Annotated in this window: 16 protein-coding genes; 10 read left to right on the forward strand and 6 right to left on the reverse strand. The window is 44.7% G+C overall.

Going from position 1 to position 14,675, the window contains the following annotated elements:
* The first annotated feature begins 61 nt into the window (after nt 1-61).
* From DKT75_RS15520 to DKT75_RS15535, 4 genes are read left to right on the forward strand one after another with little or no spacing between them, the layout of a single operon-like run.
* Nucleotides 62-958 carry a branched-chain amino acid ABC transporter permease gene (locus DKT75_RS15520; RefSeq protein WP_109824353.1) on the forward strand — a complete coding sequence of 299 codons (897 nt, stop codon included), beginning with the start codon at nt 62-64 and terminating at the stop codon, nt 956-958.
* Nucleotides 955-1,917, forward strand: coding sequence for a branched-chain amino acid ABC transporter permease (locus DKT75_RS15525; protein WP_109824355.1), 963 nt, complete (start codon nt 955-957; stop codon nt 1,915-1,917). Before DKT75_RS15520 ends, DKT75_RS15525 begins: the two co-directional genes overlap by 4 nt.
* Entirely contained in the window at nt 1,914-2,702 is a 789-nt protein-coding gene (locus DKT75_RS15530; protein WP_109824357.1) for an ABC transporter ATP-binding protein, read from the forward strand. The genes DKT75_RS15525 and DKT75_RS15530 overlap by 4 nt, the downstream gene beginning before the upstream one ends.
* Nucleotides 2,702-3,364 carry an ABC transporter ATP-binding protein gene (locus DKT75_RS15535; protein WP_109824359.1) on the forward strand — a complete coding sequence of 221 codons (663 nt, stop codon included), beginning with the start codon at nt 2,702-2,704 and terminating at the stop codon, nt 3,362-3,364. Before DKT75_RS15530 ends, DKT75_RS15535 begins: the two co-directional genes overlap by 1 nt.
* A gap of 130 nt (nt 3,365-3,494) precedes the next feature.
* Here DKT75_RS15535 and efpL read toward each other — a convergent pair whose 3' ends face one another.
* Complete coding sequence (efpL, locus tag DKT75_RS15540) at nt 3,495-4,067, reverse strand: elongation factor P-like protein EfpL (RefSeq protein ID WP_109824361.1); 573 nt, start codon at nt 4,065-4,067, stop codon at nt 3,495-3,497.
* A gap of 217 nt (nt 4,068-4,284) precedes the next feature.
* On the opposite strand from efpL, the gene DKT75_RS15545 reads away from it, so the two are divergent.
* Nucleotides 4,285-4,647, forward strand: a complete 363-nt coding sequence (locus DKT75_RS15545; protein ID WP_158278889.1) for a DUF3316 domain-containing protein — start codon at nt 4,285-4,287, stop codon at nt 4,645-4,647.
* An 88-nt stretch (nt 4,648-4,735) separates the two neighbouring features.
* Here the strand turns inward: DKT75_RS15545 and DKT75_RS15550 are convergent, their stop codons facing one another.
* The 5 genes from DKT75_RS15550 to DKT75_RS15570 are packed head-to-tail and all read right to left on the reverse strand — an operon-like array spanning nt 4,736 to nt 9,285.
* Nucleotides 4,736-5,602, reverse strand: coding sequence for a dioxygenase family protein (locus tag DKT75_RS15550; protein WP_109824365.1), 867 nt, complete (start codon nt 5,600-5,602; stop codon nt 4,736-4,738).
* A gap of 12 nt (nt 5,603-5,614) precedes the next feature.
* Entirely contained in the window at nt 5,615-6,922 is a 1,308-nt protein-coding gene (locus DKT75_RS15555; RefSeq protein ID WP_109824367.1) for a TRAP transporter large permease, read from the reverse strand.
* On the reverse strand, nt 6,922-7,440 hold the full coding sequence (locus DKT75_RS15560) for a TRAP transporter small permease (protein WP_109824369.1): 519 nt from the start codon (nt 7,438-7,440) through the stop codon (nt 6,922-6,924). Before DKT75_RS15560 ends, DKT75_RS15555 begins: the two co-directional genes overlap by 1 nt.
* Nucleotides 7,441-7,485: 45 nt before the next feature.
* Nucleotides 7,486-8,565 (reverse strand): C4-dicarboxylate TRAP transporter substrate-binding protein, encoded by a 1,080-nt coding sequence (locus tag DKT75_RS15565; RefSeq protein WP_109824371.1) that lies wholly within the window; start codon nt 8,563-8,565, stop codon nt 7,486-7,488.
* Between the two features lie 57 nt (nt 8,566-8,622).
* Nucleotides 8,623-9,285: a malonic semialdehyde reductase gene (locus tag DKT75_RS15570; protein WP_211665458.1), complete on the reverse strand. Its 663-nt coding sequence runs from the start codon at nt 9,283-9,285 to the stop codon at nt 8,623-8,625.
* 148 nt (nt 9,286-9,433) lie between these two features.
* Between DKT75_RS15570 and DKT75_RS15575 the strand changes: the two genes are divergently transcribed.
* From DKT75_RS15575 to DKT75_RS15595, 5 genes are all read left to right on the forward strand, one after another.
* Complete coding sequence (locus DKT75_RS15575; protein ID WP_109824373.1) at nt 9,434-9,820, forward strand: YciI family protein; 387 nt, start codon at nt 9,434-9,436, stop codon at nt 9,818-9,820.
* Nucleotides 9,821-9,927: 107 nt separating this feature from the next.
* Nucleotides 9,928-10,620 (forward strand): GntR family transcriptional regulator, encoded by a 693-nt coding sequence (locus DKT75_RS15580; RefSeq protein WP_109824375.1) that lies wholly within the window; start codon nt 9,928-9,930, stop codon nt 10,618-10,620.
* Nucleotides 10,621-10,747: 127 nt separating this feature from the next.
* Nucleotides 10,748-11,617, forward strand: a complete 870-nt coding sequence (locus tag DKT75_RS15585; RefSeq protein WP_109824377.1) for a fumarylacetoacetate hydrolase family protein — start codon at nt 10,748-10,750, stop codon at nt 11,615-11,617.
* A gap of 92 nt (nt 11,618-11,709) precedes the next feature.
* Nucleotides 11,710-13,581, forward strand: a complete 1,872-nt coding sequence (locus tag DKT75_RS15590) for a TRAP transporter permease (protein WP_109824379.1) — start codon at nt 11,710-11,712, stop codon at nt 13,579-13,581.
* 78 nt (nt 13,582-13,659) lie between these two features.
* The gene (locus tag DKT75_RS15595; protein WP_158278890.1) at nt 13,660-14,622 is read left to right on the forward strand and encodes a TAXI family TRAP transporter solute-binding subunit; all 963 of its coding nucleotides are present in this window, start codon (nt 13,660-13,662) and stop codon (nt 14,620-14,622) included.
* The last annotated feature ends 53 nt before the right edge of the window (nt 14,623-14,675 follow it).

Below are 14,675 nucleotides of genomic sequence, written 5' to 3' on the forward strand. Positions count from 1 at the left end.
TGACGAGTTTTACTGAGAGGTCTCTTCTCGACTTCTATCTTATTACTTTTCAGGAGAGCATATGTTAACTGCAGTCGCTATAGCGGTAGATGGCTTGGGCTTTGCCGCCTGGCTTTTTCTATCCTCCGTTGGTTTAACACTGATTTATGGTGTTATGCGTATTTTGAACATTGCTCACGGTGGGTTTTACGCACTGGGTGCCTACTCGTCGGCATGGGCTATTGGTTTGTATACACAAACTGGATCAACAATCGCTTTAACTTATTTAATTATTCCATTAGCAGCTCTTGCGGTGGGTGTTATCGCTGGCTTGCTTATTGAGCGGGGCATTTTGCGCTTCATGTATGGCCGTGATGAAGTGTTAATGGTGCTAGTGACTTATGCAATTTTTCTTATCTTAGAAGATGTGACTAAGTTGATTTGGGGGACAGGTTCAATGGTCGCTTATCAACCGGCATACTTCCTAGGAACCATCGAGATTTTTGGTATCCCATACACCATCTATAAACTTTGTTTGGTTGGATTAGCCATCGTCGTCGGCGCCGTACTTTGGTGGGGATTGAACCGCACTCGTATAGGTAAACTTTTGCTCGTGGTTATTGAGGACCGAGAAATAAGTCGTGCATTAGGCATTAATGTCACATTGTTTTTTACGGTGACCTTTGTCATCGGCGTCACCTTAGGTGCTTTGGGAGGGGCTGTGACCGCACCTCAGATTTCAGTCGTTCCAGGGATTGGTGCCGAAATTATCGTTATGGCTTTTGCCGTCATCGTGATTGGTGGAATGGGCAGTATCGGAGGCGCAATCATCGGAGCCATCTTTGTTGGTTTTGCTAGAGCCTTGTCCGTTCACCTCTACCCGCCTGCTGAACTATTTTCCATCTACCTTGTGATGGCAGTCGTCTTAGCCTTTAAACCTTATGGTCTGTTCTCATTAGCAGAAGGGAGAAAGATATGAGGTCTCAATTAGATCGTACTGAAAAACTCCTAATCGTTGGTCTTCCCATTTTGATTGCCTTAGGTTTTATATTACCTGAGTGGATCGTTAATTATATTCAAGTGTCGCTAGGCACAGGTCTAGTTGCTCTGGGTGTCATGATTCAAATGCGAGCGGGTTTAGTGAGTTTTGGCCAAGGTTTGTATTTCTGTATCGGTGGATATGCTGCGGGAATGGCGGGTAAGTTCTTAGGTATTTCAGATATCTTTCTGCTACTTGCTTGTGGTCTTATCGCGAGTGTCACGATTGCTTTTGCGGCGGGTTTTTTATTACGTCGTTATCGTGAAATTTTCTTTGCCATGCTGTCACTAGCACTATCAATGATCCTATTTGGTCTGCTCTCGAAGTTAGAGATGTTAGGAAGTACTGATGGATTTAATCTACCTAGCGCGACTTATCTTGGATGGGCGCCAGAAGGTGATACGGCCAAACATGCGCTTTATGTCGCAACCTGCATCCCAACGATTATTTGTGCCTTCTTACTAAACCGCTATCTTCGCAGCCCTATGGGTTACATCGGTGAAGCGTTGCGTGAAAATGAAATTCGTTTGGAGTATTTAGGGACTTCTGCGCACCGAGCGGTACATATTAAATATGTCATCGCAGCGGGTGTGTCTGGTATCGGTGGGGTTTTATGGGCGTTAGCACTGGGCCATGTCGACCCAGAAATGACAAACTGGACGACCTCCGGTCAATTTGTATTTATCTCCATATTGAGTGGTACGGGTAATATTGTTGCACCCTTGTTTGGTACTTTTATCCTAGAAATTGTGCGTGTCTATGCGGTTGAGTTATCACCCAATACTTGGCAAATGATTCTCGGCACATTGATGCTGTTAACCATCATCTTTTTACCAAGAGGACTTTGGTCCTTGATACAAGAAAAGAAGCATGCCAAAAAGAGTGGAGGTGAAAAGTGAGTACTATTCTTGAAACGGTCAACTTAGAACGAACGTTCGGTGCGGTTGTTGCCGCCTCAAATATTAATATAAAAATATCTGCTGGCGAAATACTGGGTGTTATCGGCTCTAATGGTGCGGGTAAAACGACTTTCGTCAACATGGTAACGGGCTATTTAAAGCCTAGCTCTGGAAAGATTTTATACCGTGGTGAAGATATTACAGGTAAGCCAACCCGCGATATAACTCGCTTAGGTATCTGTCGTTCATTTCAGATACCACAGCTATTCCTTGAGTTGCCCGTCATAGACAACATCATTATCGCTTTGACCATCGCAAAGGAGGTTAAGCCATCATTATTGAAACCTGCTATCACGCCTGAAATAGTTGATGAGGCGATGGAGATTCTAAAGCGTTTTGAAGTGGCCCAATATGCAGAGAGTGAAGTTGGTGTATTGGCACAGGGGATTCGTAAGTTAGTCGATATTGCCATGGCTACCGTTAATAACCCCGACTTACTCTTTTTGGATGAACCAACCAGTGGTGTTAGTGCTGAAGAAAAAATCCAGATTATGGATGTTTTAATGGCTGCGTTAAAGACCACTAAAACAGCAGTACTGTTTATAGAGCATGATATGGAAATCGTTGAAAAATACGCTCCTCGTGTCGCGGCATTTTATGAGGGTACCATCCTAGCTGATGGCCCAACAGGGGAGGTTTTGGATGACCCGAAAGTGCGCGAGTTTGTAATAGGAACAGAATTTCATCGGAAAGTAGAAGAGAATCAAGTAGGAGGGTCAGTCTGATGTTGACGATTAATAATTTGAGTTTGTCGATTCAAAAAGTCCCTATCTTGAATGATATTGAGTTATCAATTGAGAAGGGGCAGACCGTGGGTTTGATAGGCCGTAATGGTGCTGGAAAAACTACATTGATGCGCGCAATTATGGGACTGATCGAGCTGGAGTCTGGTGAGATTTTTTATAAGGACACCGCTCTTCATCAGTCTAAAGCCTTTAAACACGCGCTTCTCGGTATTGGTTATTTGCCCGAGGATCGACGCTTAGTGCCCCACTTTACTGTCGAAGAAAACATTATGGTGCCGCTGTGGGCTAATAAAAATGCTGACTTGAAGCGCGTTAAATGGGTGTATGAACTGATGCCCGAGATAGGGCGTTTTGCTGATCGGCGCGCACTGACGTTAAGTGGTGGACAACAAAAGCTAGTGGCGTTAGCGAGAGCCTTAGTGGTTGGCTCTGACTTGTTGTTATTAGACGAACCTTTTGAAGGTGTGGCACCCGCACTGGCTCAACGTTTGATGGAAGTTATTTCTAGCCTTAAACAAGAGCACTTATCGGTACTTATTTCAGAGTCAGATTATTCACATTCTGAAAAAGTGGTGGATAAAGTGTACTCCATTGAGCGAGGATCAATTAGTACATTTAATCATGATGCGGTAGTCGCATAATAGGCTAAGAAGATAGCTGGTAGGTGTTTAACAACGGGGTGATTTCAATCGAAATCACCCCGTTTGGTGTAACGAATTTATCAGGAATAAAGCTACACAAGCGGCATAGCTTCACCCCAATCAAAACTCCTTACTTATCCCCACGTCCTAAGAACTTACGCTCTTCAACATGTACTTTAATAATGTCACCTGTAGAAATATGCTCAGGCACATTCACTGTCAAACCTGTCGACAAAATAGCAGGCTTAGTACGTGCAGTAGCAGAACCACCTTTTAGCGAAGGATCTGTTTCTGTGATCTCAAGCTCAACGTGCGTTGGCAGCTCTAGTCCAACAGCGACATCGTTGACAATAACTACCTGAATGCCCGGCGTTGACTCGGTAATAAACAGTAGCTCATCTTCGATAGCGTCTTTGCTTAGATTGTACTGCGAATAATCTTCAGAGTTCATGAAGACATACTCTTCACCATCAATGTAAGAAAACGTCACTGGCTCGCGTGATAAGTCAGCTAGGTCCAACATCACTGAGTCTTTAAATGTTTCGTCAATCTTGGCATTAGTTACAACGTCGTACATACGCATACGGTATAGGCTTCCGCCCGAACGACCTTGTGGTACAGAGCGCTCTATGTCACGAACGATATAAGTTTGGCCGTTAAAATCGACCGCCATATTCTTTTTGATTTCACTTGCTTTAGGCATGTTTCTCGACCCTGAATGTGTGTAATAAATATTGTAATGACAAGCATTGTAGCTGATTCATGGGGTGTGGTGTACAGACGCTTGTAAAGATGTGTCTAGATAAACGACGAAACAAAAAATTCCAACAAATGGCAAAAATGTCATTTTCCTGAAAGATTCATGTCAATGTTCAGGTGCAATACTGGCCTCACTTAAACGAAACATGAAAGGTTATCCCATGACAACACTATCAGAGCTTATTGCAACGTCAGCGTTAATCATTGGTTCGACTGCAGCGAATGCAGCGTACTTTGGCCCATCGTCAGACACAAAAAGTGAGCTAAGAACTGAGGTTAAAACGAGCCGTGAAGATGCTTATGAAGCAGCTGCAGCAAAGCTACATTCACTTAAGTCAGAATCTTCTCGAGAGCTAGCTAGCGAGCTAGAGCTATACTCTTCAAGCATAGACAAGAACACTGTCCAGCTAGATGAAGGTGCTTACATCACGATCGAAGAGCGTGTGACATTAAAAGGTGAGCTACGTTTCGTCGGCGTCATCCATGTACACGTTAGCTACGCGATGATGGATATGGTTAGCTAATGAGCCACTACAATACACAACAAAAAGCTCCGGCCAGTGGTCGGAGCTTTTTTGTTTGTGGCCTAAGCGCTTATTAAAAATAAGTCGGTTAAAGCTTCTCTAACTTCAAATCGAAGTGAACACTAATATAGTCTTCTTTGACCTTACCCGAAATTTCATAACCATCAGGGAAGTCAGCAGCCTTTTGCGGTACATAAGTCATCACCAAATCTTCACGCACCCCAAACACGGTATCTTGGTTTAAATAAGGATCATCTGACGGGAATACTTCTGTTACCAATGTCTTGAAGCCTGGAGCTTTAACGATGTAATGAAGGTGAGACGGACGCCAAGGATGTCTGCCAGCCGCTTCAAGAATCTTACCAACAGGGCCATCAGTAGGCACGGTATATTCCACAGGCTTGACCGTCGTAAAACAATACCAACCATTATCTTCTGGCGTCATTAGACCGTGAAAATCATAGATCTCCTGATCAGGGTCTTGGCTTGAGTACAGGCCATTAGGCGCTGTTTGCCATAGATCAACCGTGACACCTTGAATAGCGTTGCCTTCAGTATCAGTTACATAGCCTTCGACCAATAAAACTTCACCACCGAAGTCCTTCTTCATGTCGCCACCGACAGCTAAAGGTGGCGCGTTTGAAACATGGAATGGTCCAAGTACGCTTGAGCTAGTTGCGTCATCATTGGAGTGAAGCATATCAACCAGTGATGACAGACCAAGCACATCCGACATCAATACAAACTCATTGCGCTCTGGCGTGGTGATGTCACCTGTCCACTTCATCAGTTCAAGACCAGCTTGCCACTCATCATGAGTCAAATTAACGTCACGAGCAAAGTCATGCAAATGACTGGCAAGGCTCGTCATGATTTCTTTAACACGAGGGTCAGTGTCCTCACCGAAGTAGCTGGCATAAACCTCGGTGATATTGTCTTTAGTTACGTTACGCATTGGGAGAAAACCTTAATTGAGGAGAACCAAACTGAGTTGCGGATAAGCAATCAGGATTATAAGTACAACAAGCATCACTGCTGCAAACGGAAGCGCACCCAGAAATACATCCTTGAGCGTTATTCGATCATCATTAAGTGAGGCCTTAATAACGAAGCAGGAGATGCCCAGTGGCGGGGTGAGGAGACCGATTTCAGCACCGACAACCGTCACGATACCGAACCAAACAAGTGATAAACCCATTGGCTCAATCAGTGGTAAGAACAGCGGAACAACGATCAAAATGATAGAAGCGGTATCCAGCAGTGTTCCTAAAAACAGCATCAGTAATACATAGAAAACCATGATCTGGAATAGCGCGAAATCACTGTTCGTCATGTACTCGCCCAGTTGATTAGGCAAGCCTGCTAAACCAAGCATTCGACTATAAATAGACGCAGCGGTGATCAAGAACAAGATAGTCGCGGTGATATGACCGGTCTCTATCAGTACTTCCCAAAAGCCTTTCAACGTCATGCTGCGACGCAAAACCGCGATCACTAAACCGGCTAACGACCCAGCGGCACCCGCTTCAACCGGTGTCATCCAACCCGTATAAATACCACCTAATACAATCGTAATAAGTGACAGTGTTGGCAGTGTTTTTGAGGCTATTTCTTTCCACGGCATGCGCTCGTAGTCAGAGGCTGGTCTGCCGCCAACAAACTTAGGAAATAGCTTACCCATTCCCCAGATTGCACCGATGTAAGCAATGGCCAACATAATGCCAGGCACAACACCTGCTAAGAACATATCGCCCACTGACTGCTCAGCGACAAACGAATAGATAATGAGCATAGCAGATGGTGGAATGATCATCCCTAGTACCGATGATCCAGCAACAACACCAACGGCAAAGCGTGGGTTGTAGCCATTCTTCAACATCTGTGGGACGGAGACTTTTGCAAACACAGACGCAGAGGCAATAGAGGAGCCTGTTACCGCAGCAAAGACTGCATTTGCACCAACAGTTGCCATACCGATACCACCTTTAACACGACGGAAACCGGTACTCATTACTTCATAGATGTCTGACCCTAGTCTGGCCTTGGAGACTATGAGCCCCATAAAGGTAAACAAGGGGATGGTGGCAAACGCGTACTCCATTGCGCTATCGCCAATGGCGACTTTAAGTAAGTTAACGGAAAGGTCGAAGTTATCACGCATCAGCCAAATCGAAACAAACGATACAGCGGCTAGTGCAATGGGAATGTAGACGCCTATATAAATCAGCAGGACAATCGCTACAACTGAAATGGCACCAATTTCAATAGGAGACATTATTTGCTTCCTCCTGCTTTAGGAATCAATATTTTAAGAATAAACAACACAGTACACAGTGCCGCACTGCCCAGAATAATGAGTTTGATAGGCCACCAAGGTGCGGTAAATACACCGGGTATGCCGAAGTAATCTTTGCTTTCCCACATTTCAATAAATTCAGGAAACATCGCTAAAACGATGAGAGACATGACCGCTGCCGAGAGCAAGTTGATAAAGAAGTGAATGACGCGTGCGACTTTTGGTACTTTGTGCTCCAACAGTAGCAACATACCGTCTGAGCGAGTCAGTCGACCCACTCGGACAACGTCGGGGAGTTGTAAGAAAACGATTAACACCATCGAAAATTGAACAACTTCGACGGCGCCACGAAAGGGCGAATTAAACAACCCTCTCGCGAAGACGTCGTAGTTGATAATAATCACTAAGCCCAACACCACCAATGTGCCGATGACGTTGGCTAATTTGGAAATACTATTAGCGATCTTTGAGATACCATGAAAGGTGCTCTGAAACATACTTTCCATCCTCCTTTCAGGGATTTCAGTGTTTAATAGTAGGGGTTACTTAGCCGTCCAGTCGCGAACGCCAACGTGGCCAGCATCTTTCAACTTACCCAGGTAGGCATTCAGCATTTTTGTGCCGTCTTCGCCACGCTTGTTTAAGTTTTCAGCCCACTCAGTCGCAATATCAGGAATCGAATCGACCCAAGCTTTACGCTCTTCATCACTTAGCTTGGTAACTTTTCCGCCAGCTGCTTCATACGCTTTGATACTCTCAGCCGCTCGGTCCATTGCAAGTCCTGCAAGGTGATCACGGTAGTCAACTGCGACTGTTTGTAGTGCTGTTTTGACTTCGTCAGGTAGCTTTTTCCAGTAGTCTGCGTTTACTGTGACTGTTTTAGAGTTCACTGCTCCGAGACTCACATCCAACATGAACGGCGCAACTTCTGCCATTTTGAATGTCGCCGCCGCTTCAGGCCAAAGCATCGCGTGGTCAACAAGTCCTGTTTGAACCATGTTGTAGAAGTTAGTTAGACCACCACGAACACCCGCAGCATCTTTGATTCCTTCTAAATAACGCAGATTCATACCTGCACCAGCAACCTTGCTACCTTCCAAGTCTTTTACAGAGGTGATCTCTTTCTTACTAAAGATTTGGTAAGTGTCTAAAACAACACCTGTTGCTAGATACACTTGGTTTTGCTTTTTGAATTCGTTCTGCATTGCCGGAAATTCTTTAGCAATCTCATCAACAGCTTTAGACACTGCACGAGCATCACTAGAGACAAAAGGTGTCACCGCTGCAATAGCTTGGCTAGGTAATTTAGATGAATGAAAAATAGTAGTAACAATACCGATGTCACCTAATCCTAGCTTTACACCTTCTAATACACCTTTAGGTTTTACGATGGATCCACCGTAACTTTCCTGCCAATCCATTTTGTAATTGCCCGTCTTAGCAAGGCGAGCATCAACCGCAGGTATAAAGAAGTTAGTAAACTCCTTAACCCACAGTGCGCGAGAAGGGTAGCCGTCGATAACAACTGCTTTAATCGTGTCAGTCGCAAAGGCAGGCGCTGTTGTTATACAGCAAGCAGCCACACTTAGGCCTACCAAGGTTTTCTTGATCCAATGATTCATTTCTTCCTCCAAGTGGGGCGATATGCCCCGTTTCAAGCGGTTCGTTTAATTCATGATTTAAATAAAACGACAGGCTTGTTCAAAACTAAATCGTGGCAACTTTTGAAACAGTGCCGTTTCATCCGCGTAGCCAAAGTTACAAAGAAAATTTGATTTCCAACCGTTCTCAGAGAAAAACTCCTCGTCAACGATTTGATTTGAGAATCCAGACATCGCACCCACATCTAAACCCAATGCACGAGCGGCAATCATGAAATACCCACCTTGCAATGTAGAGTTACGATAAGCAGTGTCATAGGCATAAGCTTCATTGCCATCAAACATAGGCATACGGTTTTCATGTGGGAATAAGAATGGCAGTTGCTTCCAGAACTCAGGGTCCCAAGCAATGATGACGGTAGCAGGTGCATCCATCATTTTGTCTATGTTCTTAGCCTTAAGCGACTTTGCTAGTCGTTGCTTCGCTTCGTCGCTTTGTACGAATATGAATCGTGCAGGGCAAGTGTTCATGCTGGTAGGACCAGCGATCGTAATGTCAAAAAGGGTGCGAATGATGTCGTCAGACACCGGTTTATCTTGCCAAGCGTAATGAGAGCGAGCATCTGTGAGTATTAAATCGAGTGAAGCCTGATCTAGGCATTGCTTATTAGCGCGTACTTTGCGGACAGCTTCCTGTGCAAAAAGTCGTGCCTCAGCTAACTGTTCGGTATTCATTTCCATCGGTGACTCTCTCCTCTAATGACAAACACTTTTAAGCGACGTTGAAAATGTTCATTTGAAAATCTCACTTATATTTAACGATAAAATGATGTATTGTCAAATAATATCGATTTTATTATTTATCGTTAACTTAAAAGGAAGGAAACCAATGCCAGCATGGAATGATTATAAAAAAGAGGCTAAGGACAGAGGCTGCCTAGCTCATGAATTGTATGTAGTAGATACCGTGGTAGCGTCTTCACCAGAGCTTGTGAAGGCGACGTTAATGGAGCACTTGGCGTATCAACAAGAGATGGAGACTCAGGGGAAGTTAGCGTTTGCAGGGCCAGTATCGGACGAGTCTGGTGAGCTTATGCAGGGTAATGGATTAATCATTTATAAAGCCTCTTCACTAGAAGAAGCACGTGAGTTCGCTGAAAATGATCCAATGCATCAATCAGGAGCAAGAACGTATACACTGCGTCGCTGGTTGATAAATGAAGGCTCACTTTCAATAAATGTAGGGTTATCAACAGGAAAAATCAGTCTAAGCTAATATCTTTTGGTGATATGCTGTTAGATCCTCCAAAAACGTTTACCTTTTCAGTTTGTTAGAAAGCAGACTAGAATCCTTGAAAATTGATTTAGAGAAGTCGCCAAAACATGCCAAATGAAACAACCGCCAGCACAGAAAATACATCCCTGACGAACCAAACCTATCAGCGTATTTACACGATGATTATTCAGGGGGACTTAAAGCCGGGGGTTAAACTCAAGATCGAAGAGTTACGCAAAAATCTTGGGACAGGCGCAAGCCCAGTGCGTGAAGCGCTAAGCTTACTAACGTCTGATCATTTGGTTGATCGTATCGATCAGCGCGGTTTCAGGGTGTCTCATATCAGCGCAGACGGCTTCACTGAGCTACTCAAGACACGCTGTTGGCTGGAGGAGCGAGCACTGAGAGAGTCAATGGGGGCTAAAGACGTGCACTGGGAAGAACGCTTGGTGTTGGCTCATCATCGTTTGAAGCGTGAACACCGTATGCTTGAAGATAAGAAAACCCCTAACCCGGTTTGGGAGAGCAAACACAAGGAGTTCCATATGACCCTTCTGTCTGTTTGTGGCTCTTCTATTCTTATCAAGATCTGCGATCAGCTTTATGATCAGAACATTCGTTACCGAAATGCGGCTAAGACAATGGCCTACCCAACACGTGATGTAACGGCAGAACACGACACTATTCTTGAACATGTGTTGAATCATAATGTCGATAAAGCAGTTGAAGAATTAATTTCTCACTACACGAAGACAGGTGAGTTTTTGTCTATGCACCTAAAGCAGCTGGTCTTCTCTTAACCTTTTATGAACAAATAAACGACGTAAAAAATCTCAAAACTTAAAATATCGATATTTTTATAATTGACAAGTATAAAACGATTATTTAGGATGATCTCTAACGATAACTCACAAAAAAGAGATGATTATGAGATTGGTATCCTTTTTGCACAATGGAAAACAGCGTATTGGTTGCCCTGACGGCGATCAAATTATTGACCTTTCAATTGCGAACCCTGAGCTACCAACAGACTTACTGAGCCTTCTTGAAGCAGGCCCAGAAGCAATGACTCAAGCTAAAGCGGCTGCAGCTGATGCCGGTATGGATGCACGAGTGCCAAGCGCTGAGGTGACATACCTTCCTTTGATTGGACGCGCACCAAAAGTGATCTGCATTGGTCGTAACTATGCAGCACACGCCAAAGAAGGCGGGGTAGAACCACCGTCTTACCCAGAAATTTTCTACCGTGGAAATACATCTCTCATCGGTCACAACCAACCTATCATTCGTCCAGAATGCTCTGATAAATTAGATTACGAAGCTGAGTTAGTGGCTATCGTAGGTAAGCGTGCACGTCACGTATCGAGAGAGAACGGTTTGGATTATGTTGCAGGTTACTCAATCTTTAACGATGCAACACTGCGTGACTACCAGCGTAAAAGCTCACAGTGGACAATCGGTAAAAACTTTGACGACACCGGTGCCTTTGGTCCTGAGTTCGTCAGTGCAGATGAACTTCCCGCTGGCGCAGACGGTCTTAGAATACAAAGCCGTCTAAATGGCGAAATCATGCAAGATGCGAATACAAGTGATTTTATCTTTCCAATTGACGATCTTATTGCCAAGTTAAGTGAGTGCATGACGTTAGAGCCAGGTGACGTGATCGTTACTGGTACACCAGCAGGTGTTGGTTATGTGCGTAAGCCGCCAGTATTTATGAAGGAAGGCGATGTCTGCGAAGTTGAAATCGAAGGGCTTGGTATTCTAAGTAATCCTATACTCAACGAAGTTAGATAGTATTATCTGGCGTAGCCCAAGTGGTTGCGCCAATATGAGTTTAAATATAGTACGATGATTATATTAGTTGGCCAAAAGGGAAGACTTTAACGATGAAAAAGCTAGCAATGTTGGTTGCTGCAGGAATTCCTCTGCTAAGCATACTTTGGGCATTAGATGTTCCTCTTATGTTGGGACTGGCAGTGGCTAAAACGCAATTCCTTGCCGTGTTGTTTGGCTTGGGTGTCGCGCTGGTTTATTTGTCTAATATGTCCGCGGCCGTGACTAAGAAAAGTTACCTCGATATGGCTGCAGCGGCGGCATCGGTGCTTGTCTTTGGTTGGATTGGTGTTGAGTATCAGCGTTTTCTTGAAGACTTTGCGTATCTAACCATGGAAATGACGGTGCTAGGTGCAATCGCCGTCGTACTTACACTAGAAGCGCTTCGTCGGGCAACCGGTTGGATTTTACTCTGCTTGATTGCTACGTTTGTTTTATACGCATTGTTTGGTGGCAACATTCCAGCCCCATTAACAGGGACAAGCGTTACCCCACAAGAGCTAGCGGTTTACTTAGCGTTTGATCCAAATGCGCTATTAGGTACACCACTGAGTGTGGTTGCAACGATTGTCGTTGTGTTTATCTTCTTTGGTAAAATCTTGGTCAAAACAGGCTGCGGTGAGTTTTTCATCGACCTAGCAATGGCAGGAATGGGTAAGAAACGAGGTGGTGCGGCAAAGATATCAATTGTTGGCTCTGCACTGTTCGGTTCTATCTCAGGTAGTGCAGTGTCAAACGTTGTCACAACAGGTGTGATGACGATTCCTTTGATGCGTCGCTCAGGTTACACCGGTGTTCAAGCGGGCGCGATTGAGGCTATTGCCTCAACAGGTGGCCAGCTTATGCCGCCCATCATGGGTGCTGCGGCATTCTTGATGGCCCAGTCGCTAGAAATTCCTTATGCAGAAGTCGTTATGGCGGCATTGATTCCCGCGATACTGTATTACATCTCAGTATTCATTCAGGTCGACTTGATCGCTGCGCGTGATGATATTTCAGCGGTTGAAAGCGAGTACCGTTCGGTGGGACGAGTCATGCGTGAAGGCTGGCATTTCATCATCCCATTCGCAATTTTGTTATACGCAATGTTTGCACTCAACAGCTCAGCGGCGATGGCCGCGTTATACGGCACAGCGGCCATTATTATTGCAGGCTTCATCCGTAGTTACCGTGGTCACAAGTTAGATATCAGTGGTTTATTTAACGCATTGCCAGATACAGGAAAGTCAGTGGTAGAGCTGATTATGATTGTTGGTGGTGCAGGTTTAGTGATTGGTTTGTTGAATATCTCTTCAGGTGGTTTTGCATTAACACTAGCGTTAGTTCAGCTAGGTAGTGCCAGTATTGCCATCCTGTTATTGGTGTCGGCAGGTGTCTGTATCTTGTTAGGAATGGGGATGCCAACGTCAGGCGTGTATGTACTACTTGCTGCCTTAGTTGCACCATCGCTTATCGAGACAGGTATTGATCCAATGGCTGCTCACATGTTCATTCTTTACTTCGGAATGATGTCGATGATCACCCCACCGATTGCGCTGGCAGCCTTTGCCGCCGCAACCATCAGTGAAGAAAAGCCAATGAAGACAGGCTTTGAAGCGATGCGTTTAGGTTGGGTTGCTTATGTCATTCCTATGTTATTTATATTTACCCCTGCTTTAATTATGAAAGGGAATACCTTTGAGATCTTGCTAGCCTTTGTGCTCGCGGTGGTCGGTATTTACTTTATATCCGTGGCGATTGTTGGATTCTTTCAGAAAAAAGTGGGTGCATTGATTCGTTGGGCGCTACTGCTTGCTGGCGTATTGGCCATGCTGCCAGAGCAAGTGTTTGAGTTGGGTTACTTGCCAACAGTAGCAGGAGTTATTGCAGGAATAGGGTTGCTGTATGTCATGAAGCAACAGGCTAGAACAGTAGTGAGTATCTGACATCGCTAATTATATAAGTTAATTATCTAGATTAATGACCATGGTCAAATAATGGCCACGGCACTCAGGAGGAACATCATGAACAAACTAACAAAAATTTCAATGGTAGTCGCACTAGGTCTTGGAATCAGTAGTGTCGCTTCGGCAGAGGTTTATACGGTCGGAACTAATCCACAGGGGTCTCTGTTCTACTCAATGGGAACAGCCATGGCTAAAGTCATGGTTGAAAAAACGGATAAGCAATATCGTGTGTCGCCTTATGCGGGTTCATCGACGTTTATTCCTATGCTTAACACAGGTCGTTTAGCGTTCGGTTTTGCTAATGGTGGTGAAGCGACATTTGCCCACCAAGGTAAGGGTAACTTTAAGCGCGCTAACCCAAACTTACGTCTTGTGGGTGTTGCAATTGCCACACAAACGTCGTTTGCAGTACCGACTAATTCACCCGCTAAAACGGTTGAAGACTTAAAAGGTTTGCGTCTAGCGTCTGGGTATAACTCTGGTCGTACTTTCCACTTCTATTCAAATGCGGCACTTTCATCGGGCGGCATGACAATTGATGACGCTAAAAAAGTACCAATGCCTAACTTTGTTAAAGCAATCAACGGTATGTCAGAAGGGCGTATTGATGCGGCACTTGTACCAATGAATGCCGGTGTGGGTAAGAAAGCAATGGCAACCATGAAAGATGGCTGGCGCTATGTGTCATTGAATAACTCTGACGAAGCAAAAGCAGCAGTCACAGAAAATCTACCTTCTGCACGTATCGTGAGTGTGAAGCCAAGTGCAAGTAAGACGGGTGTTGTTACTGACCCAACAAACATGATCGAAGTTGATTTCTACATTCTAACCGGCGCGCACATGTCAGATGACGCAGTGTATGAGCTAGTTATGTCGATGAAAGATAATAAAGAAGCACTAGGTAACGCGTTTGCAGCTTATAAGCGTTTTGACCCGATGGGAATGGTTCAGCCAAACCCTGTTCCATACCATCCTGGTGCGATCAAAGCTTACAAAGAAATGGGGATTTGGAAAGAGTAATTTCTCGACCAAAGCCTAAAAATAATGCGCCTTAACCTTTCTATTTAGGCGCA

This window comes from Leucothrix arctica (assembly GCF_003172895.1).
Taxonomy (GTDB): domain Bacteria; phylum Pseudomonadota; class Gammaproteobacteria; order Thiotrichales; family Thiotrichaceae; genus Leucothrix; species Leucothrix arctica.

Excerpts from the sequence above, each read along its gene's own strand:
- DKT75_RS15520 (WP_109824353.1), top strand. The coding sequence starts at position 62 with ATGTTAACTGCAGTCGCTATAGCGGTAGATGGCTTGGGCTTTGCCGCC.
- DKT75_RS15525 (WP_109824355.1), top strand. The coding sequence starts at position 955 with ATGAGGTCTCAATTAGATCGTACTGAAAAACTCCTAATCGTTGGTCTT.
- DKT75_RS15535 (WP_109824359.1), top strand. The coding sequence starts at position 2,702 with ATGTTGACGATTAATAATTTGAGTTTGTCGATTCAAAAAGTCCCTATC.
- efpL (WP_109824361.1), bottom strand. The coding sequence starts at position 4,067 with ATGCCTAAAGCAAGTGAAATCAAAAAGAATATGGCGGTCGATTTTAAC.
- DKT75_RS15545 (WP_158278889.1), top strand. The coding sequence starts at position 4,285 with ATGACAACACTATCAGAGCTTATTGCAACGTCAGCGTTAATCATTGGT.
- DKT75_RS15550 (WP_109824365.1), bottom strand. The coding sequence starts at position 5,602 with ATGCGTAACGTAACTAAAGACAATATCACCGAGGTTTATGCCAGCTAC.
- DKT75_RS15555 (WP_109824367.1), bottom strand. The coding sequence starts at position 6,922 with ATGTCTCCTATTGAAATTGGTGCCATTTCAGTTGTAGCGATTGTCCTG.
- DKT75_RS15560 (WP_109824369.1), bottom strand. The coding sequence starts at position 7,440 with ATGTTTCAGAGCACCTTTCATGGTATCTCAAAGATCGCTAATAGTATT.
- DKT75_RS15565 (WP_109824371.1), bottom strand. The coding sequence starts at position 8,565 with ATGAATCATTGGATCAAGAAAACCTTGGTAGGCCTAAGTGTGGCTGCT.
- DKT75_RS15570 (WP_211665458.1), bottom strand. The coding sequence starts at position 9,285 with ATGGAAATGAATACCGAACAGTTAGCTGAGGCACGACTTTTTGCACAG.
- DKT75_RS15575 (WP_109824373.1), top strand. The coding sequence starts at position 9,434 with ATGCCAGCATGGAATGATTATAAAAAAGAGGCTAAGGACAGAGGCTGC.
- DKT75_RS15580 (WP_109824375.1), top strand. The coding sequence starts at position 9,928 with ATGCCAAATGAAACAACCGCCAGCACAGAAAATACATCCCTGACGAAC.
- DKT75_RS15585 (WP_109824377.1), top strand. The coding sequence starts at position 10,748 with ATGAGATTGGTATCCTTTTTGCACAATGGAAAACAGCGTATTGGTTGC.
- DKT75_RS15590 (WP_109824379.1), top strand. The coding sequence starts at position 11,710 with ATGAAAAAGCTAGCAATGTTGGTTGCTGCAGGAATTCCTCTGCTAAGC.
- DKT75_RS15595 (WP_158278890.1), top strand. The coding sequence starts at position 13,660 with ATGAACAAACTAACAAAAATTTCAATGGTAGTCGCACTAGGTCTTGGA.